The following is a 20128-nucleotide window of genomic DNA, read 5'->3' as shown; positions in this document are numbered from 1 at the left end:
CTGCTGGCGAGGCAAATGCGCGATCTCGACCTGTTCGACGCGACCGAAGTGTCTGCCGACCAGTTGAAGGAAGCAGCGCTTGCGGCCGAAGCGGCGGCACTTGCCGTCAAGGGCGTGACCAATTCAGCCGGCAGCGGCGCCAGTGCCGGGCTGGGCGGTATCGTGCTGGCCACCTCGCACGGCTTCATCGGCCACTATGTCGGCTCGCGTTTCTCGCGCTCCACCAGCGTTATCGCCGGCGAGGGCACCGGCATGGAGCGCGACTATGAATTCTCCTCGCGCCAGCACTTTGCCGATCTCGATGCGCCGGAGGATATCGGCCGCAAGGCAGGCGAACGCGCCGTGCGCCGCATCGGCGCGCGCAAGGCAGCGACCGGGCCGGTCGACGTGGTGTTCGACCCGCGTGTGGCGCGCGGCATCGCCGGCCACCTCGCCGGCGCCATCAACGGCGCGTCCGTCGCGCGCAAGACATCGTTCCTGCGCGACATGAAGGGCAAGCAGGTGGCCTCGTCCGCCGTCACCGTCACCGACGATCCGCTCAGGCCGCGTGGCCAGGCCTCGCGTCCGTTCGATGGTGAGGGCGTCGAGGGCGAAAAGCTTCTCATGGTCGAAAAGGGCGTGCTCAACCACTGGTTCCTGTCGACCTCGGCCGCGCGGGAACTGGGATTGATCACCAACGGCCGCGGCTCGCGCAGCGGTTCCTCCGTCTCGCCGTCCTCCACCAATCTCGCCATCGAGCCGGGCGAACGCTCGCCGGAGGATTTGATCAAGTCGCTCAAGAGCGGCTTCTACGTCACCGAAGTGTTCGGCCAGGGCGTCGACATGGTGACCGGCGAATACAGCCGCGGCGCCTCCGGATTCTGGATCGAGAACGGCGAACTGGCCTATCCGGTTGCCGAAGTCACCATCGCCTCAAACCTGAAGACGATGTTCCTCAACATGGTGCCGGCGAACGATCTCGACCGCAATTTCGGCACCGCCGCGCCGACGCTCCTGATCGAAGGCATGACCCTTGCCGGAGCCTGAACTGACCGCTGCCACTTCCGGGACCACTGGGGATCTGTCGCTGCTGCGCGACGCCGCCCGCGAGGCCGGTCTGATCGCCATGCGGTACTTCGGCAACAGCCCGCAGGTCTGGATGAAGGGCGGCACCTCGCCGGTCAGTGAAGCCGATCATGCCGCCGACGCCTATCTACGCGGCACGCTGCTGGCGGCGCGGCCGGACTACGGCTGGCTGTCGGAAGAGACCGTCGACGATCCGGCGCGGCTTTCGGCGCGCCGCACGTTTGTCGTCGATCCGATCGACGGCACGCGCGGCTTCCTCGAGGGACAGCGCACCTGGTGCGTCAGCGTCGCCGTGGTCGAGGCGGGCCGCACGCTTGCCGGTGTGCTCGAATGCCCGGCGATGGACGAGACCTACTGGGCGCTGCCCGGCCAGGGCGCATTCCGCAACGGCGAGCGCATTGGCGTGCGCACGCTTGGCGACGAGGCCGAGATTTCAGGGTTGAAGCAACTGATCGACCTGATGCCGGCCGGCTGGCGGAAACGGCTGGTGCGGGCGCCCTACAGCCCCTCGCTCGCCTACCGCCTGGCGATGATCGCCAACGGCACGCTCGACGCCACCTTCGTCAAGCCGAACGCGCATGACTGGGACATCGCCGCCGCCGATCTCATCCTGCGCGAGGCCGGCGGCCGATTGCTCGACCCGCATGGCCGTGCGCCGCTCTATGCCGGCGAGGTGACCCGCCACGGCGCGCTCGCCGCCGGCAGCGGTGAATTGCTGGCCGTGCTCGTCGATGTCATCGCCGGGCTGGACGCGTGAAAGCACATTCGCAGGTTCCAAAGTCGGCGGCTTTGGTCTAGACCTGTCACAAACTCACAATATGTGAAGGACCGACATGACCGCGGAAGACGGGAAGAAACAGCTTTTGCATCTGGTGTTCGGCGGCGAACTGAAGAAGCTTGGGAGCACCGAGTTCCGCGATCTCGACGGGCTCGACATTGTCGGTATCTTTCCGGATTATCAATCCGCGCACACAGCGTGGAAGGCCAAGGCGCAAGCCAGCGTGGACAATGCCCATATGCGTTATTTCGTCGTTCATCTGCATCGTCTGCTGGACCCCGACAACAAGGCTGCCGGTTGACTTCGATGGAGCATGACCTGGCGAAAGGGCCAGCCAGCGAGGCCGCGCCCACGGGCAGGGGCGGCAGCCGCGCGACCAAGACGTTCTGGCGCAAGGTGCGCGAGCCTCTCGCGCAGTCGCGATTCGTCAAGAACGCCATTGCCAGCCTGCTCGCGCAGTTCGTCCGCCTGGTTCGCCTGACCAGCCCCCTGGTCGCCGGATCGGCGCGCTTTTCGGGCGGCGCCTACGCTGAATTCGAGCCAGGCATCATTGCCCTGTGGCACGGCCAGCATCTTTTGACGCCGGCCTACTACCCCAAGCGCAAGCCGCTGGTCGCCATGGTGTCGCGCAGCGCCGATGCCGAGCTCAACGCTCTGATGCTGGAGAAATTCGGCATCGAGGCTGTGCGCGGTTCCGGTGGGCGCGACAATGCCCGGCATCTCGACAAGGGTGGGGCCAAGGCCTTGATTGCCCTCAAAAAGTCGCTCACTGCCGGCAAGAACGTCGCCATGATCGCAGACATTCCGCATGGTACGCCGCGCGACGCAGGGCTCGGTATCGTTCTCCTGGCGCGCCTCTCGGGCCGGCCGCTGCTGCCTGTCGCCATCGCCACCAGCCGCCGCAAGGTGCTGGAAAAGAGCTGGGACAAGACCACCATCAACTTGCCTTTCGGCCGGTCCGCCGTGACCATCGGCGCGCCGATCTTTGTCGCGGCCGACGCCGATGACGCCGAAATGGAGCGCAAGCGCCAGGAAATCACCGCCGCTCTCAATGCCGCGACCGCCGAAGCCTACCGTCTCGTGGATGGCCCGCGATGAGCGGTCGCTGGGCGCGCGCCATGCTGACGGCATACCGTTTCGCCGGTGCCGCGGCCTATCCGCTGGTTGGGCCTTATGTTGCCTGGCGCACCTCGCGCGGCAAGGAAGACCGCCACCGTCGGCGCGAGCGCTACGGCGTCGCCGGTCGCCCGCGCCCTGAAGGCCCCGTGATCTGGATCCATGCCGCGAGCGTCGGCGAGACCATAGCCGTGGTGCCGCTGGTCGAGAGCATTCTCGATTATGGCGTCAACATCGTGCTGACGACCGGCACGGTGACATCGGCGCAGGTTGCCGACGAGCGGCTCGGCGACCGCATCATCCACCAATATGTGCCGCTCGACCTGAAACCGGCCGTCAGCCGGTTTCTCGATCACTGGCAGCCGGACCTGGCGATTATCGCCGAATCCGAGATCTGGCCGATGACCATCCTCGAGCTTGGCGCGCGCCATGTGCCGCAGGTGCTGGTCAATGGCAGGCTGTCCGACCGGTCTTTCACCTCCTGGAAAAAGCGCGCCAACATCGCCGAGGCGCTGTTCGAGAATCTCGCCCATGTCGTTGCCCAGTCTGATGTCGACGGCGAGCGTTTTCGAGCGCTGGGCGCCCGGCCGGTCACGGTGTCGGGCAACCTCAAGGTCGACACCAAGCCGCCGCCAGTCGACGAACGGGTGCTGGCCGGTTTGCAGCGGCAGATCGGCGGCCGCCCGACCTGGGCGGCCATCTCGACCCATGACGGCGAGGAAGTGGTGGCGGCGGAAGTCCATGCGATGCTGCACAAGCGTCATCATGGTCTGTTGACGATCGTCGTTCCGCGCCATCCCGACCGCGCCGAAAGCCTTGCCGCGCAGATTGCCACCATGGGGTTGAAGGTCGCGCGGCGCAGCAAGGGCGACCGTATCGGACCCGACACCGATATCCTGCTCGGCGACACGATCGGCGAGATGGGGCTCTATCTCCGGTTGACGGAAATCGCCTTCGTCGGCCGCTCGCTGACCTCCGAGGGGGGGCAGAACCCGCTCGAGCCGGCCATGCTCGACACGGCGGTCCTGGCCGGCCGCAATGTGCAGAATTTCCGCGAGGCCTATCAGCGCCTGATCGACAGCGGCGGGGCCAAGCTGGTGCGTGATCGCGACATGCTGGCCGGGGCCGTCAACTTCCTTTTGACCAACGAAGTGGCGCGCCATGAGATGATGGCGGCGGGGGTGGCGACCGTCGACGAGATGCGCGGCGCGCTGGCGCGCACGCTGAAATCGCTCGAACCCTATATCCAGCCGCTGGTCGTCAAGTCGCGCCTGAAGGGCGCCAACGGGCGCTAGCGTGGCCTCCGAAGCACCACCATTCTGGTGGGAAGAGCCGGACTGGAAGGTCCTGGCGCTGTCGCCGCTGTCGGCCGTTTATGCGCTCGTTGCCGGCCGCGGCATGCGGCGGGCGAGGCGTGAGAAAATCGATGCGCCGGTCCTGTGCGTCGGCAATTTCACCGTCGGCGGCACCGGCAAGACGCCGGTCGCCATCGCGCTCGCCCAACAGGCCAAGCGCATGCGGCTGAAGCCCGGTTTCCTATCGCGCGGCCATGGCGGCTCCTTCGCCGAGCCGCATGTCGTCGATGCCCATCACGATGCCGCCAAGCATGTCGGCGACGAGCCGCTGCTTCTGGCCGAACACGCGCCGGTCGCGGTGACGCCGAACCGCGCCGCCGGCGCCCGGCTGCTCATCGAAAAGCAGGGCTGCGATTTCCTGATCATGGATGATGGCTTTCAGAGCGCGCGCATCCACATCGACTATGCGCTGATCGTGGTCGACGCCCGCTACGGCATCGGCAATGGCCGCGTCATTCCGGGCGGCCCGCTCAGGGCCAAGATCGTCGACCAGCTGGTCTTCACCAGCGGGCTGTTGAAGATTGGCGAGGGCACCGCCGCAGACGCCGTGGTGCGCCAGGCGGCGCGCGCCGGCCGGCCGATCTTCGAGGCCCATACGGAGCCCAGCAGCACGGCCGGGCTTGCCGGCATGCGGTTCCTGGCCTTCGCCGGCATCGGCCATCCCGACAAATTCTTCGACACGGTGCGCGGGGCCGGCGGTGAGGTGGTCCTCTCAAAGCCCTTTCCGGACCATCATTTCTACGCCGAGGACGAACTCGCCGAACTGGCGGTAACGGCGCGTGCCGAAGGGCTGAGGCTCATTACCACGGCCAAGGACGCCGTCCGGTTGCGCCACGGCGCCTCACAGGACTTTCTCGACAGGCTCGAGGTGCTGGAAATCGACACGGTTTTCGAGCTCGACCATGTGCCCGAGCGCATCATCGAGGAAACGCTCGATGCCTGGCGGCAGCGCAAGCTGAGGGGCTAGCTACGCTTGCGTAGCTCCGGATGCACCTCGATCTCGCGGCGCAGCGAAGCCGTGGCGTTGACGTAGGGCTCCTGCCTGGCGACGCTCCAGTATTTCAGCTCGTCCAGGGGGATGTTTTCCCCGGTCACCGCGCAACGCACGAACGAGCCGGGACTGGTCACCTGGAAATCGCCATCGAGATAGCGGATGCGGGCTTCCTTGCCGCCCGGGCCTTCGAAACGGTTCATCATGCGGTGGTGCCAAGTGTCATACAGATTTCATCGCCACAAATCCGCGGCCGGGTCAAGCTTGCGACAAGCCTCGGACAATGCCGATGCACTAGGACAGGTGCGAAAAGTGCTTTTATCGGGGGCATGATGGATATTTCTTCCGCCCGTCTGGCTTCCCTTCTCAAGGAGGCGATGACACCGCAACCCGTGCCGTTGGCGAAGGCCGATCCGGTCCGGACGGCGCTGGTCAGGGAACTGGTCCAGCCCGCCGCGTCTTCGGTGTTCGCCCAACGCACGGCACCCGCTCTGTTGGCTATGCCTGCCGCGCCGGTGGCCGTCAAATCGCAGCAGATTGCTTCTTCCGGCATCGTGGAGGCCTATCAGGCCCAGCTCGACACCCGGGACGAGGCGGTGCTGGCAACGATTGTGGCGAGGAGAGCGGCGCCCGAAGCCGAAGCGCAGCGCGGCACCGTGCCGCCTTCCGCAACGGCCAATGACAACGCACCCGCCAGAGCAGCCGGGGTGTCCTTGCTGTCGTTTATCCCGCCGCAGGTTCCGGTCCCTCAAAACGCCCCCGCACTGGGGATGCCGCCGGGACGTCGAAGGCCAGCAAATCAATCTCATGCCGCCGTGGCATCCAATCCCGAGGGCTTGCTGGTGAAGATCGGCTTTGTTTCGATCATGACCGGTTTGCTGGCAACCATGATTCTCGGATTCGTCCTGCTTTTGCTCCGCTGAACGTCGAATCGTGCGGCAGATCTATCGCTCGGCTTCGATGAAGGCCTCGATCTTGTCCGGCGCCACTCCGGCCTGACAAGCGATGCGGCGTGCAAGGTCGGCCGCTGCGGTGCGTGGCCGCCCCAGCGGCCGGTCGAGCCAATAGGACACCGGATTGAGCGCGGTGCCCTCGTCGACCACAGTGATTCGGCCCGACTGTAACTGATGCCCGGTCAGCGGTGGGCGCGCCAGCGCGATGCCGAGCCCGTAAGCGGCAGCATCGAGCACCAGATTATAATCCTCGAAGCGGCGATCCTGCGGGCGCGGGCGATAGTCCATGCCGTGCGCGGCGAACCAGGCGCGCCAGCCGGAAGCGTCGGAATCGTTGATCAGCGGGAATTTGAGGAGCCGCGCCGGGCCGCCGCGACCGATCTCGCGTGCCAGTTCCGGTGACGCGACGGGAAAGACATGCTCCTCGAACAGCTGCACCGAGACGCGGCCGGGAATGCCGCCGCGGCCGCAGCGGATCGACAGGTCGATGCCTTCATCGGCAAGGTCGGCCTGGCGGATGTCGACATCGAGGACGATGCGCAGCTTCGTGGGATTGTTTTCCAGTACCGCCATGCGCGGCATCAGCCACAGCCCGCTCACCGAGGGGATCGAGGTCAGCCGCACCACCGCCGTGCCGCGCGGCTCGACCCAGCGGTCGGAATGGCTCGAGATCAGCGCGAAAGCCTCCGACGTGCGCAGATGCAGCCGGTTGCCTTCGATCGTCAGCGTCACGCCGCGCGCGCCGCGATCGAATACTTTCAGGCCCAGCCAGTCCTCGAGCTTGGCGATCTGACGGCTGATGGCCCCATGGGTGAGGTTGAGCTTCTCGGCGGCCGCCGAAAAACTGCCGGTTCGCGCCGCCGCGTCGAAGGCACGCAGGGTTTCTAGCGGCACCATTGCGTCTAAGCTGTGATCCACAGTCACAGCTGATCCTCGATTTGGTCGTTTGTCAACAGGCGGGAAAAGGCGTTTTGTGGCCCTCAGGACGGGAGCAGCATGAGGACGGTGAGATGAGCGCGATGACGGGCACGTTGAATCAGACACAGCGGATGGACACCACGGCCGCCATTGCCGTGGCGCTGACGGTGGTCGGCTGGGCCTCCGCCTTTCCGGCCATCCGCGCCGGCCTTGCCGCCTTCGGGCCGCTGGAACTGGGCGCCCTGCGCTTTGCCATCGCCGCCGTGCCGGCGGCGATCTTCCTTGCCGTCAAGCGTCCGGCGCTGCCCAGGCTCGACGAGGTGTGGCGCCTCGTCTTTGGCGGGGCGGTTTTCGTCGCGCTCTACACTGTCATGCTCAACTTCGGCGAACTGACCGTCTCGGCCGGCGCCGCCGGCTTCATCATCAATGTCAGCCCGATCTTCACGGCCATCATGGCGATGGCGCTGCTGGGCGAGCGTTTTTCAAGGTGGGCCTGGGCTGGCACGGCGATATCCTTCGCCGGCATCGGCGTCATAGCGATGGCGGACGGACAAGGCTTGCATTTCAACGCTGGCGCACTGCTGGTGCTTGGCTCGGCGCTCTGTTCGGCCGTCAACACCATCGTCCAGAAGCCGCTATTTGCCCGCAATCACCCGCTGACCATCTCGGCCTCCAACATGGTGCTCGGAGCACTTTGTCTATCCCCCTTTCTGCCCAGTGGCCTTGCCCAGGCAGCCGTCGCCAACACCGCCGGTCTCGGCGCCGTTATCTTTCTTGGCATCGTGCCCAGCCTGATCGCTTATGCCGCCTGGGCAACCGCGCTATCGCGCCTGCCGGCCGCACGTGCCTCTAATTTCCTCTACCTGGTTTCGCCGATGTCTGCCCTGATCGGCTTCTTTTGGCTGGGCGAAGTGCCGACGCTGCTCGGCATCCTCGGCGGCGCATTGGCGCTCGGCGGCGTCATCGTGGTGAATTTGAAGCGCTAGATCAAAGGGTTGGCTGCCTTTCTCGAATCAACACGAGAACGCCTGAATTTTTTTGACCCCACAAGATAACTGGTGCGGGGCAGAAGGCGGTTGTCTATGTCTTTGACCGCATGACCAAGAAGTACCGCCTGAGCAGATGAGACGTCTCGCACCGACAGGATCGCCCGGAGGCCACGTTATCGGCCGCGAAGCCGTATCGAGATGGAAGCGGAAATCGAATCGCCTGCCGTTAGATTGCACTTGCGCCGGACGTCGTCCTTCAGGGGCAAAAGATAGCTTCCGTCCTTGGGAAACAGGGATGTCCCGAACATGAAGCCGTCAATGGCCGCCTCGACGGGTATCACGCCCCAGCCATAGGTTGCGAACTTCGCCACTTTTTTGATCTCTTCGCCATGCTGCTCGGGTATTGGCGCGAAGAAGTATGGCGAAGGACCCCTCCAGTGGATCACCTCGGTTGCGAATTGGAACCGGACCGTCTGTTCGCCGCTCACAGGCTCACCGCCGCCCGAACAGCCGCTCGATATCGGCGAGCTTCAGCTCGATATAGGTCGGGCGGCCATGGTTGCAGGTGCCGGATCCGGGTGTCGCCTCCATCTGGCGCAGCAGCGCGTTCATCTCCTCGGCCTTGAGCAGCCGGCCGGAACGCACCGAGCCGTGGCAGGCCATGGTGGCGGCGATCTTGTCCAGCCTTTCCTTGAGCGTCTCGACCGTGTCGTTGTCGGCGATCTCGTCGGCGAGATCGCGCACCAATTGCTGGACATCGGTCTCGCCCAGCATCGACGGGGTCTCGCGCACGGCAACAGCACCCGGACCGAAACGCTCGATGCCGAGGCCGAAGCGGGCGAGCGTTTCGGAGTGCATGGCGAGCCGCTCGGCATCCTCTTCCGGCAAGTCGATGATCTCAGGCAGGAGCAGCATCTGCGAGGGCACGGGGCGCGAATGCAGGGCGTTCTTCAGCGCTTCGTAAACCAGCCGCTCGTGCGCCGCGTGCTGATCGACGATGACGAGCGAATCCCTGGTCTGGGCAACGATATAGTTCTCATGCACCTGGGCGCGTGCCGCGCCGAGCACCGTGCCAAGCAGGGTCTCGGCCGCCTCGCTCTGGCCGGCGCGCGCATCGGCGCTGGCAAGCGCGCCGGTATCGAACGCCGCCTGGCCGGGTTCGCCAAACCCGCCTTGCCTTGCGCCGGCGCGTTCGAAGCCCTCGAATTGCATGTCGAGCGGTCGCTGCGGCGAGCGTGACGGATCGAAACCGGAGCCGGATGCATGGAATGCTGCTTCATAGCTGCGATGGCCATTGGCCGGACCGCCATGATTGTAAGGCGCGGCACCCGGTCTGAACGCCGCCATCATGCCCGCGGCTCCCGTGGTGGCCGAGCGGATGCCGGCATCGGCCATGGCCTGGCGAATGGCGCCGACGATCAGGCCGCGCACCAGGCCCGGATCGCGGAAGCGCACATCGGCCTTGGCCGGGTGGACGTTGACGTCGACGATGGCCGGATCGAGCGAAAGAAACAGCACCGTCACCGCGTGGCGGTCGCGCGGCAGCACATCGGCGAAGGCGCCGCGGATGGCGCCGGCGATCAGCTTGTCACGCACCGGCCTGCCGTTGACATAGGCATATTGCTGCAGTGCGTTGGCGCGGCTGAACGACGGGATCGACACATGGCCGGTCAGATGCACGCCTTCGCGCATCGCGTCGATGGCAATGGAATTGTCGGGAAATTCGGCCCCCATCACCTGGGCGACGCGGCGCAGACTGCCTTCCGGACTGTCGTCGGTCGCTGGCAATTCCAGTGTCGAGCGGTCGGAACCGGCCAGCGTGAACCGCACGGCCGGAAAGGCGATGGCGATGCGCTTGACCACATCGCTGGTGGCCGAGCTTTCGGCACGCTCCCCCTTCATGAATTTCAGCCGCGCCGGCGTGGCGAAGAACAGGTCGCGCACTTCGACGGTTGTGCCGCGGTTGGCTGCCGCCGGCCTGACGGGCAGCACGCGGCCACCCTCGATGCCGATCTCGGCGGCGCTGTCGCCCAACGCCGTGCGCGAGCGGATCGACAGCCGCGACACCGAGCCGATCGACGGCAGCGCCTCGCCGCGAAAGCCGAGCGAACGGATGTCGTTGATATCCTCGACGAGCTTGGAGGTGCAGTGGCGCGCGATTGCCAGCGAAAGCTCCTGTTCGGGGATGCCGGAGCCGTCATCGGTGACGCGGATCAGGTTCAGCCCACCGCCTGCCGTGACGACCTCGACCCGGGACGCACCGGCATCGAGCGCATTCTCGACCAGTTCTTTGACCACGCTCGCCGGACGTTCGATGACTTCGCCAGCGGCGATCTGGTTGATCATCGTTTCGGAAAGCTGGCGAATGGGCATGGCGACAGTATAGGCGGATTCGTGTGTTGCGGGCGAGGGCGAACTGCGGTGGAACCGTGAAACGGCTTTATGCCTGCGCCGCCAGCCAATCCCTGACCTTGCGGGCATTGTCGCTGAGTTCCCGGTTCTTCGGCCAGACGATATAGAAGGCCTTGCCGGTCTTGAGCACGTGGTCCGTCACCTGCACCAGCAGTCCCGTCGCCAGCAGCCGCTCGGCAAGGTGCCGCCAGCCGAGCGCGATGCCTTGGCCCTCCATCACGCCCTGGATGACCAGGCCATAATCATTGATCCGCAGGCCGCGCGCGGCGTCGCCCAGGCTGCCGCCGGCTGACCGGAACCATTCGTCCCAACTCGCCGCCTCGCGATACGGTTCCTCAAGATGGATGAGACGGTGCATCGCCAATTCCCCGACGGTTTTCGGCATGCCGAACTTGGCCAGGTAGCTGGTGCCGGCGACGGGAAAGATCTCCTCATCGGCAAGCGGCAGCGAATGGTAGTCCGGCCAGTCCCGGGGCTCGCCGCCGCGCACCGCGAGCGGGATGCCTTCGGCGATTATGTCGAGGTCGCGGTCGGCGGTCTGGATGCGCAGATCGATGCCCGGCAATTCGTCACGGAACTGCTGCAGGCGCGGCATCATCCAGAACGAGCCGAAGGCGGTCGATGCGGCAAGCGTCACATGGCCACCCGTTGCCTGCAGGCGCAGATCCTCGGCCGACTTGCGGATATGCGATAATCCCAGCGAAACATCGGCGTGGAAGCGTTCGCCGGCTTCGGTCAGGCTGACCTGCCGGTGGCGACGCTGGAACAGCTTGGCGCCGAGCTGTTCTTCCAGCCCGCGCACCGCGTAGGAAACGGCGGCCTGCGTCATGCCGAGCTCGCGCCCGGCGGCGGTGAAGCTCGACAGCCGGCCGGCCGCCTCGAAGACGATCAGGCTGCCGGCGGAGGGCAGGAGGTGGCGCAGGCTTCGCATAAGCACAGCTTATACAGAAGATCAGGATTTTCCAGCGTCACAGCCATATTTCGGATCGCTAACGTGGTGGCGGGAAGAAGGAGGCTCCATGAACGTACCGGCCGTCGAATTGACCGAACAGACCCACCGCCGCGGCGGTGGCCGTCTTGGCCGCAAGGCGCTCAGAAGCGCGCCGATCGCTTCCTTTCCGACCTTGGTGCGCAACATCCCCGTCTATGAGATCGTGCCTGACGAGGCGGTGGAGCTGATCCACGAGGAATCGCTCAAGATCCTCGAGGAGGTGGGCTGCGAATTCCGCGACGACGGCGCGATCGCGCTCTGGAAGGCGGCCGGCGCCGATGTAAGGGAGACGCGTGTCCGCATCGACCGTGCGCTGCTGATGGAGCTCGTCTCGAAGGTTCCGTCTGAGTTCACGCTCAACGCGCGCAATCCCGAGCGCACGGTGCGCGTCGGCGGCAAGAACTCGATTTTCGTGCCGATGTATGGTGCGCCCTACGTCCGCGACCTCGACAATGTCAGGCGCTATGGCACGCTCGCCGACCTCAACAATTTCCACAAAATGGCCTACATGGCGCCAGCGCTGCATTCCTCGAGCTCGGTCATCTGCGAGCCGATGGAAATCGCGGTGCCGAAACGGCATCTGCACATCATCCACTCGGCGCTGAAGCATTCCGACAAGCCGTTCATGGGCATCGTGACGTCGAAGGAGCGCGCCGAGGACACGATGGCGATGGCTGCCATCGTCTTCGGCGAGGCGTTCGTACGCGACAACCCTGTGCTGGTGGCAATCACCAACTGCAATTCGCCGCTGGTATGGGACGCCACCATGATCGATGCCATGCGGGTCTACGCGAGCCACAACCAGCCGCTGATCCTGGCGCCTTTCGCGCTGTGTGGCGCTTCGACCTCGGCTTCCGCCGTCGGCGCGGTGGCACAGGTCAACGCCGAGGCGCTTGCCGGCGTGGCGCTAACCCAACTCATCCGCCCAGGCTCGCCGCAGATCTACGGCCAGTTCATGGTCACGGTCGACATGAAGACCGGAGCGCCGATGGGCGGCACGCCGGAGGCCGCCCAGATGATGTATCTTATGGGCGCGCTGGCGCGGAAATACCGGCTGCCGTGGCGCACCTCGGGATTCCATGTCGGCTCGAAGCTGAACGACGCCCAGGCGGGATACGAATCGAACATGCTCATGCATGCCGCCATCCTGTCCGGCGCCAATTACATCTGGCATTCCGCCGGCTGGCTGGAAGCCGGCCTGACTTGCGGCTATTCGAAATTCGCGACCGACTGCGAGCAGCTCGTCGGCTGGTACAAATACGCCGGGGGGGTGTCCTTCGACGATTTCAAGGAGGCCATGGCCGCGATCCGCGAGGTCGGACCGCAGGGCCATTTCCTCGGCACCCAGCACACGCTCGAACATTTCGAGTCCGCCTTCTTCATGCCCTCGATCATGGATTTCAACTCCTACGAACAATGGAATGCCGAAGGGGCGAAGGACCACGACACGCGCGGTCGCGAGAAGGCGCGCAACATGCTCGCCGATTACGAGGAACCGAAGCTCGACGAGGGTATTGCCGAGGGTCTCAGGGACTTGATCGCGCGGCGCGAGGAGAAGCTGCCGGATACGGTGAGTTGACGCAACGGGCCAAGACCCGGCGGGAACCATAAGGGAGGAAGAAAATGACACTTTTCACAAGCAATGGCGACCGCGTCCCGAGTGCTATCGAGGCCATGGCGCGGGAGGCGCGTGCCGGCCGCATGGACCGGCGCGAGTTCCTGGCGCTGGCAAGCGCCTTCGGCGCATCGACGGCCCTTGCCTATGGCATGATCGGCCTTGCCGCGCCGCAACAGGCCCAGGCCGAGGAGCCGAAGAAGGGCGGCAAGCTCCGCGTCTCGATGTCGGTCAAGGCGCAGAAGGACCCGCGCACCTACGACTGGGTGGAACTGGCCAACATTTCGCGCAGCTGGCTGGAGCCATTGGTGCGCTACACCAGGCAATTCACCTTCGAGCCGGTTCTGCTCGAAAGCTGGGATATCAACGACGACGCCACCGAATATGTCCTGCATGTGCGCAAGGGCATCACCTGGAACAATGGCGATGCCTTCAATGCCGATGACGTCGCCTACAATCTGGTACGCTGGTGCGAGAAAGGCGTAGCCGGCAATTCGATGGCCGCACGCGTCGGCGCGCTGATCGACGCAAAAACCGGCAAGGCGCGAGACGGCGCGATCACCAAGGTCGACGACCACACCGTCAAGCTGAAGCTTAGCGAACCCGACATTTCGCTGATCCCGAACTTCACGGATTATCCCGCGCTCGTCGTCCACCGCAACTTCGATGCCGACGGCGCCGATCCTGTCAAGAAGCCGATCGGCACGGGTCCGTTCGAACTTGTCTCTTACGATGTCGGCCAGAAGGCGGTGGTGAAGCGCCGCGAGAACGGCAAATGGTGGGGTGGCGAGGCGCCGCTCGACGGTGTCGAATTCGTCGACTACGGCACCGACTTCAATGCCACGGTGAACGCTTTCGATTCCGGCGAGATTGACCTCAATTTCGAGAGCCCGGCCGACTTCATCGACATTCTCGATAAGATGGGCCTGCAGAAATCCGAGGTTGCGACGGCAACGACACTGGTTGCCCGTACCAACATCACGCACAAGCCCTATGACGACAAGCGGGTGCGCAACGCGCTGCAGATGGCCGTCGACAACAATGCCGTCTTGCAACTCGGCTATGCCGGGCGCGGCACGGTCGGTGAGAACCATCATGTCAGTCCGATCCATCCGGAATATTATCCGCTGCCGAAAAAGGAGCGTGACGCCGCCGGCGCCAAGAAACTGATGGCGGAAGCCGGCCAGGCGGACTTCGAGCACGAACTGATCACCATCGAGGACGATTGGCAGAAGAACACCGGCGACGCGATCGCGGGTCAATTGCGCGATGCCGGCATCAAGGTCAAACGCACGGTGCTGCCGGGGTCGACCTTCTGGAACGACTGGACGAAATATCCTTATTCGATGACCATCTGGTACATGCGTCCGCTCGGCGTTCAGGTGCTGGCCCTGGGTTATCGCAGCGGCGAGGCGTGGAATGAGTCGGCCTATTCCAATCCCGATTTCGACGCCAAGCTCAAACAGGCGCTCTCGCTGATCGACGTCGCCAAGCGCAAGGAGGTGATGAAGGACGTCGAGCAGATCCTGCAGGACTCCGGAGTCATCATCCAGCCGTTCTGGCAGAAGCTCTACAGCCACACCAGCAAGAAGGTGAAGAACTACGGCGTGCACCAGACCTTCGAGATGGATCTCCAGAACGTCTGGCTCGACGGCTGAAGCGAGGCCGGGCAGGGGCTTCATGAGCGGCAAAAGCCGGTATGCAGGATGCGTGGTGTTGATTGCTTCAAGCCATCAAGAGCCGGAGATTCTGCATGACACGGATAGTGCTCCTTGCCGCCCTCGCGACAGCCTTGCCCGCGGCCGCCTTCGCCGGACCGGCGTCCGACGCCGTGAAGTTCTTCTATGTTCCGGCGGTCAAATTCGAGGCCGATGCACAATACCGGGATCGTTTCACCGAGCCGGTGACGAAACTGTTCGATCTCAACGACCAGGCGACCAAGAAGAATCCCGACCAAGTCGCCTGCATCGACTTCGATCCCGGTCTTGATGCGCAGGATTTCGACCAGAAGACCGTCTCCAAGACCCTGAAATTGTCCGAGACGGTCGATGGCGACACGGCACAAGTGGTGGCAAGCTTCAAGCTGTTTTCGGATGGAGACGATTCGCAGCGCGAAATGCGCTGGTCGCTGAAGCAGGTCGACGGCAAATGGAAGATATCGGACATTGCTTCGAAGACCAGCGACTGGACGCTGAGCCAGCTCGAATGCGTGGCGGGCCAGGATCCGGGGTGATGCCATGGACCTTGGCCGTTCCGGCCGGGGCGTCGAAACGGCGGAATCATGTCGCCGCTCGGCATGCTCGGCGCGTGAAGTTTTCGTAATTTCGTGGAACGCCAAGCGCTTCGAATGTAGTGTGAAAGCGATGTAACAATGGCATGAAGGCGGTTGCGTAGCTTGGCGGATCGCCGAGCGCGCGAGAAATTCAAATCGGCGATCCGGTTTTGACGTCACGTTGCTTTTGACAAGGCGAAGCGCTAGACTTCCTCCGCTTGGTTGTGAACGAATCTCTTGTTCCATTTAGGGGGAATGATCATGAAAATTCTAGGCTGCCTATTATCTTCGCTATTTCTCGCCTTGGCGATGGCGGTGATCGCTACGCCGGCTTCGGCTCAAGCGACCCGGACCTGGGTTTCCGGCGTCGGCGACGACGCCAATCCGTGTAGCCGAACTGCACCTTGCAAGACCTTTGCCGGGGCGATCTCGAAGACGGCTGTCAGCGGGGAGATCAATTGCCTCGATCCGGGTGGTTTCGGCACGGTGACAATCGTCAAGTCGATTACGATCGACTGTGTATATACGGAGGGCGGGGTTCTCTCCGCCGGAACCAATGGTGTCGTTGTCAATGCTCCGGCTGGAAGCGTTGTGCATCTCAGGGGGCTGGATATCGATGGCGTGGGCACAGGGCTGAATGGCGTACGCTTTCTTGGTCAGGGCCAACTGCATATCGAAGATTCGATCATCCAGCGGGTCACCGGCCAGGGCGTCGAAGTCGCGCCGAACGGACCTACCGAAATCTATATCAGCAATACCCGAATATCCGAGGCAGCCACGAATGGCATCCTGATCAAGACGACTGGCGCAGTTGGGATAAACGCTGCGTTCACGCGAACGGAGGTCACAAACAACGGCACCGGCATCACCGTCGATGGGACGGGCAACACCTTGGCGATAAATATGGCGTTGACAGCTAGCCTGGTGAGCGGGAACGGCGGCAACGGCGTGACCGTGAAGACGGTTGCCGCGGCTTCTCCGGTCCGCGCCACGGTAACAAATACGACGGTGTCATCCAATGCCGGCGTGGGCGTGAATGCCAATGGTGCGGCTGCCAGCGGCGCCGGCAGTTCGATCGTCACGCTTGGCGGATCGACCGTGTTTGCCAACTTAACCGGTGTCGCCTCTAGCGGATCAGGTGTGGTGCAGTCGTTCAAGAACAACATGATTTCCGGAAATGTCTCGGATGGCACGCCGCTGACGGCATTCCCTGGACCTGGCGGTGCGCCGCTGCAATAAGCGCCTTGTTGCATCACAGATCATTCCACCGGGCCGTGCTCGCTGTCCGGTGGAATGCGGTAAGACTTGAAGACCAAGCTTTCCACGGACTTTGGGCGTGCTTCAGCTAGGCACTCGGTTTCGGTGCTGCCTGGCGCCGCGCTGGCAGCCTTGAGGCTGCTTGGCCGCAAGGAATATCTTGAAACCCGCTCGATCGCGTTTCGCCGGCAATCAACCCTGAAGCGATTGCAGGATAAATGGAACCATACCGGCGCGCGGCTTTCCCTGATAGAAGCGATGATATGAAGGTCTGAGATAGGGACCGCCAAAGATTGCCTCGTATTCGCTGGCAAAAGCCTCCCACCTGTTTTTCCCCGAGGTCGCCACGGAATCATGGACCTGGTGAAATGTCCCCTCGCTGAGCAGGCAGACATTGCGCGCGTCAGGGCGCATCACGTAGCGACGAAATATCTCGAGATTTGCCAAGCCGCCGCCTGGGGATGTGAAACGTTCGTCGAAGCCGCCATGTCGGTCGAACAGTGTGCGGCTTATCGAGAAAGAATTACTTTCCGTGATGTCGCCGAAGAAACCAGCGCTTGAGGAGCCGGCTAGTACCGAAATCGCGAACAGCCCGTCCGGCTCGTCGGGCCAGCGCACGTCCCGGATCAATCCATCCTCGATCTCTGCCCCATATCCTTCCGGCACCGACTGCATCTGCACCTTGGGACCAAGGTGCCAGGACAGCGAGAACACAAAGGCATCCTCCATCCTGTCATGAGCTTTTACGCTCTCATCGATCAGTCGTTCGGAGAATATGCGGGCGCCATCGATGGCAAACAACAAAATCTCCCCCTTGGCGATTTCGCGCGCAGCCCAATTCAGAGCAAACACCGGGGATTGCCTGGGGTTTGGGGCCCTTACGATTTGCACATTTGACGGCAGATTTTCGTATGTGAGCGGCGTGCTTGAACCGTTGTCGACGACGATGACTTCGTATTCATCCGACCTCAGTCCCTTCTGATAGGGAGCGGTCGCGGAGAAGATCGTGCGGGGTGCCTCGCGCGCCATATCGTAGACACAGATGATGACCGAGAGGCGCGGCTTGTGCTGCGATAGCGCTGGCGCCATGCGCCGGTCCGATTGGATCGAAGCCTTGGCCGCGCGCTGCGCCGCGATGATCCCAAGATCGCTAGCCAACAGATCCGTGGCGCGTGGTTGCATGTGGTCACGGATGGCTGCGACGGTTGGAAAAGACCACTTCCCAGCCTGTATGTCGGCCTCGATGGCGCTATAGTTGGCCGCGAGCACGTCCGACGACGGATCGAGCCGGGTCACCAGGCCGAAACCCTTCATGTCGACATCATAAACTCGAATGTCCAGATCGGGACGGTAGTGGCGAAGAATAGGTATCAGGCGATAGACATCACCAGTCCAGATAGTTGTATTGCGTTGCCGTGACGCGTAATCCATGTGCTGTGGCAGCAGGTCATCAATAACAATGACGCCGTCTGGGCTGGCATGCTTCTCTAGATTCATGAAATCGCGCAGCGCGAATTCGACAAGATGCAACCCGTCGATGAACGCCAAATCGATGGGTGCCCCAAGAATTTGTGCCACGTCGTCGCGTGCGAAGAAACTGTCGCTCGTGGTGTTGAACAACCGTGTGGGGGCGGTCAACGCGACCTTGATCTCGTAGTCGGGATCGATGCCTATGGCCGGGACTTTTGACAGAGCCAGGCTATAGCCCAGTCTGCAGCCGATCTCGCAATAGTTGGCCGGCCGAAGCGTTTCATGGGTTAGCCCCAAGGCGTCCAGATAGTTCAAGACACGGTCTTCCTTGTTGACGGAACCTGCCAGGGTACTGGCACACTATACGCAAACCCGCCAGCCAGACATGGCTGTAAGTTTCTCGGTGCCGGCAACCTTGGGCCCGTTGGCGTTGCCGATGATCCTGATTGGCCTATGGAAATGATTGTTTTTGAACGGTTGGCACGGGCAGCCGCGCGAGCCGTTCGCCTCGAAGTGCTTGTTGGCTTCCTCAAATTCTGCATCTTTATCACTAGGCTTCGACGACCAAAGGCTGGACATTCCGCCGGCCTGAACGCATGACCGTTCGAAGCCTGGAGTGATGCGATGGCCCGTCTTATGGCCCTGGTGATCGTGTGCGTTTTGACAGGGTCCTGCGCCGTCGCCGCTCAAGGGCTGTTCGGCTCACCGCCGCCGAAGACGCCGTCCGCCGGCGGCCAGCCTCCAGACAACAACGCTACGCCTCCCGCGGCAACGCCGGCGCCGCAGGAAAAGCCGGTCGAGTTGCCGCCGCCGCCGCCCGTTCTGCAGGGATCGCCGACGGCAGTGGTCAAGCCCTTTTACGAACATCCCGGGCTGGAACTCGATCCAGCGCAACGCAAGAACTTCATCGATCCAGCGAAAACCGTGCTCGACAAGAGCGACACGCTGCGCGCTTCGGGTGAGGGCGAATGCCTCGACCGCAACATGGCACTCGACAACGCCGACTACGACAAGCTCGCCATCGACCGAAGTCTGCGTACCGTCGAGGCCGTCAACGACGACGAGGCCAAGGTGGTCGTCGCGTTCGTTGTCGAAGGCCACCAGCACCGTCTCGAATGGAAGCTCAAGAAGGTTGGCGGTGACTGGAAGATTTCCGATCTTCTGTCGGTGACCGGCGAATGGGCGCTCAGCCAGTATCAGTGCGAATGAGGGGCTCAGCCGCGCCCGCGATAAGGGGCGACGCCCGTGTCGGGCAGCCAGGCGCCTTCAGGTGGAGCGCCGGTCTGCCAGAACACGTCGATCGGAATGCCGCCGCGCGGATACCAATAGCCGCCTATGCGCAACCACAGCGGCTTGGTTGCTGCCACGATGCGGCGGCCGATCATGACGGTACAATCCTCATGGAAGGCACCGTGGTTGCGAAACGAGGTCATGAACAGCTTCAGCGACTTCGATTCCACCAAAGCCGCATCGGGTGCGTAGTCGATGACGATATGGGCGAAATCCGGCTGGCCGGTCACCGGGCACAGCGAGGTGAACTCCGGGCAGGTGAAGCGCACGATCGCCGGCGGGCCGTCGCCGCGCGAAAACGGCACGGTTTCCAGGACCGCTTCTTCGGGGCTCTGTGGCGTCTCGACGTGCGCGCCGAGTTGGGTAAGGGTTTTGGTATCGATCATGGGCGGGGTTCCTTCGAATTTGCCGCTCATTAGCATCGGACCGAGGCGTGCGCAGCGGTTTTCAGACGAATCCGATGCTTAAATTAGGAAATGCTGCAGCACCTGCTCCAGCGCAATTTGAAATTGCAGGAAGACGATGACCAGCAACGACCCCCTTCTCCAGCCCTACCAGCTCAAGCATTTGACGCTGAAGAACCGGGTGATGTCGACCAGCCACGAACCGGCCTATTCCGAGGACGGCATGCCGAAACAACGCTATCGGCTCTACCA

Annotated in this window: 20 protein-coding genes; 13 read left to right on the top strand and 7 right to left on the bottom strand. The window is 63.3% G+C overall.

Annotated elements, in window-relative coordinates; translation table 11 throughout:
- The 6 genes from C1D09_RS29665 to lpxK all read left to right on the top strand — a co-directional run.
- The coding region (locus tag C1D09_RS29665; protein WP_143977533.1) for a TldD/PmbA family protein at positions 1–1026 on the top strand (1026 nt) is incomplete at its 5' end.
- The gene (locus C1D09_RS29660) at positions 1013–1822 is read left to right on the top strand and encodes a 3'(2'),5'-bisphosphate nucleotidase CysQ (protein ID WP_143977532.1); all 810 of its coding nucleotides are present in this window, start codon (positions 1013–1015) and stop codon (positions 1820–1822) included. The genes C1D09_RS29665 and C1D09_RS29660, both read left to right, overlap by 14 nt.
- Positions 1823–1898: 76 nt before the next feature.
- Positions 1899–2144, top strand: a complete 246-nt coding sequence (locus C1D09_RS29655; RefSeq protein ID WP_143977531.1) for a DUF4170 domain-containing protein — start codon at positions 1899–1901, stop codon at positions 2142–2144.
- Between the two features lie 5 nt (positions 2145–2149).
- Positions 2150–2941: a lysophospholipid acyltransferase family protein gene (locus C1D09_RS29650; RefSeq protein ID WP_143977530.1), complete on the top strand. Its 792-nt coding sequence runs from the start codon at positions 2150–2152 to the stop codon at positions 2939–2941.
- Positions 2938–4254 (top strand): lipid IV(A) 3-deoxy-D-manno-octulosonic acid transferase, encoded by a 1317-nt coding sequence (gene waaA, locus C1D09_RS29645; protein ID WP_143977529.1) that lies wholly within the window; start codon positions 2938–2940, stop codon positions 4252–4254. The genes C1D09_RS29650 and waaA overlap by 4 nt, the downstream gene beginning before the upstream one ends.
- A 1-nt stretch (position 4255) precedes the next feature.
- Positions 4256–5281, top strand: a complete 1026-nt coding sequence (gene lpxK, locus C1D09_RS29640; protein WP_143977528.1) for a tetraacyldisaccharide 4'-kinase — start codon at positions 4256–4258, stop codon at positions 5279–5281.
- On the opposite strand, the gene C1D09_RS29635 is transcribed toward lpxK, so the two are convergent.
- Entirely contained in the window at positions 5278–5511 is a 234-nt protein-coding gene (locus C1D09_RS29635) for a DUF2093 domain-containing protein (RefSeq protein WP_010915490.1), read from the bottom strand. The genes lpxK and C1D09_RS29635 overlap by 4 nt on opposite strands.
- Positions 5512–5637: 126 nt before the next feature.
- Between C1D09_RS29635 and C1D09_RS29630 the strand changes: the two genes are divergently transcribed.
- Positions 5638–6228, top strand: a complete 591-nt coding sequence (locus C1D09_RS29630) for a hypothetical protein (RefSeq protein WP_143977527.1) — start codon at positions 5638–5640, stop codon at positions 6226–6228.
- A gap of 21 nt (positions 6229–6249) precedes the next feature.
- On the opposite strand, the gene C1D09_RS29625 is transcribed toward C1D09_RS29630, so the two are convergent.
- A complete protein-coding gene (locus C1D09_RS29625; protein WP_167514804.1) occupies positions 6250–7155 on the bottom strand; it encodes a LysR family transcriptional regulator in 906 nt (301 codons plus the stop codon).
- 113 nt (positions 7156–7268) lie between these two features.
- Between C1D09_RS29625 and C1D09_RS29620 the strand changes: the two genes are divergently transcribed.
- Entirely contained in the window at positions 7269–8162 is an 894-nt protein-coding gene (locus C1D09_RS29620) for a DMT family transporter (protein WP_143977525.1), read from the top strand.
- A gap of 176 nt (positions 8163–8338) precedes the next feature.
- On the opposite strand, the gene C1D09_RS29615 is transcribed toward C1D09_RS29620, so the two are convergent.
- The 3 genes from C1D09_RS29615 to C1D09_RS29605 form a co-directional block, all read right to left on the bottom strand.
- On the bottom strand, positions 8339–8653 hold the full coding sequence (locus C1D09_RS29615; RefSeq protein WP_143977524.1) for a DUF1905 domain-containing protein: 315 nt from the start codon (positions 8651–8653) through the stop codon (positions 8339–8341).
- Positions 8654–8657: 4 nt separating this feature from the next.
- Positions 8658–10538 carry a DNA mismatch repair endonuclease MutL gene (mutL, locus tag C1D09_RS29610; protein WP_143977523.1) on the bottom strand — a complete coding sequence of 627 codons (1881 nt, stop codon included), beginning with the start codon at positions 10536–10538 and terminating at the stop codon, positions 8658–8660.
- Positions 10539–10605: 67 nt separating this feature from the next.
- A complete protein-coding gene (locus C1D09_RS29605) occupies positions 10606–11508 on the bottom strand; it encodes a LysR substrate-binding domain-containing protein (RefSeq protein ID WP_143977522.1) in 903 nt (300 codons plus the stop codon).
- A gap of 88 nt (positions 11509–11596) precedes the next feature.
- Here C1D09_RS29605 and C1D09_RS29600 point away from each other — a divergent pair, with 88 nt between their 5' ends.
- The 4 genes from C1D09_RS29600 to C1D09_RS29585 all read left to right on the top strand — a co-directional run bounded on the left by C1D09_RS29600 (position 11597) and on the right by C1D09_RS29585 (position 16694).
- A complete protein-coding gene (locus tag C1D09_RS29600; RefSeq protein ID WP_143977521.1) occupies positions 11597–13147 on the top strand; it encodes a trimethylamine methyltransferase family protein in 1551 nt (516 codons plus the stop codon).
- A 44-nt stretch (positions 13148–13191) separates the two neighbouring features.
- Positions 13192–14841 (top strand): ABC transporter substrate-binding protein, encoded by a 1650-nt coding sequence (locus C1D09_RS29595; RefSeq protein ID WP_143977520.1) that lies wholly within the window; start codon positions 13192–13194, stop codon positions 14839–14841.
- A 95-nt stretch (positions 14842–14936) separates the two neighbouring features.
- The gene (locus tag C1D09_RS29590; RefSeq protein WP_143977519.1) at positions 14937–15416 is read left to right on the top strand and encodes a DUF3828 domain-containing protein; all 480 of its coding nucleotides are present in this window, start codon (positions 14937–14939) and stop codon (positions 15414–15416) included.
- A gap of 300 nt (positions 15417–15716) precedes the next feature.
- Positions 15717–16694 carry a right-handed parallel beta-helix repeat-containing protein gene (locus C1D09_RS29585; protein WP_425463433.1) on the top strand — a complete coding sequence of 326 codons (978 nt, stop codon included), beginning with the start codon at positions 15717–15719 and terminating at the stop codon, positions 16692–16694.
- Positions 16695–16904: 210 nt separating this feature from the next.
- On the opposite strand, the gene C1D09_RS29580 is transcribed toward C1D09_RS29585, so the two are convergent.
- Positions 16905–18497, bottom strand: a complete 1593-nt coding sequence (locus C1D09_RS29580) for a class I SAM-dependent methyltransferase (RefSeq protein WP_143977518.1) — start codon at positions 18495–18497, stop codon at positions 16905–16907.
- Between the two features lie 309 nt (positions 18498–18806).
- Between C1D09_RS29580 and C1D09_RS29575 the strand changes: the two genes are divergently transcribed.
- Positions 18807–19391, top strand: coding sequence for a YqhG/Tai3 family protein (locus C1D09_RS29575; RefSeq protein ID WP_143977517.1), 585 nt, complete (start codon positions 18807–18809; stop codon positions 19389–19391).
- Between the two features lie 5 nt (positions 19392–19396).
- Here C1D09_RS29575 and queF read toward each other — a convergent pair whose 3' ends face one another.
- Positions 19397–19858 carry a preQ(1) synthase gene (gene queF / locus C1D09_RS29570; protein ID WP_143977516.1) on the bottom strand — a complete coding sequence of 154 codons (462 nt, stop codon included), beginning with the start codon at positions 19856–19858 and terminating at the stop codon, positions 19397–19399.
- Positions 19859–20128 lie beyond the last annotated feature (270 nt).

Source organism: Mesorhizobium intechi (assembly GCF_002879535.1).
GTDB classification, from domain to species: domain Bacteria; phylum Pseudomonadota; class Alphaproteobacteria; order Rhizobiales; family Rhizobiaceae; genus Mesorhizobium; species Mesorhizobium intechi.
This window is presented reverse-complemented; position numbering and strand designations above follow the sequence as displayed.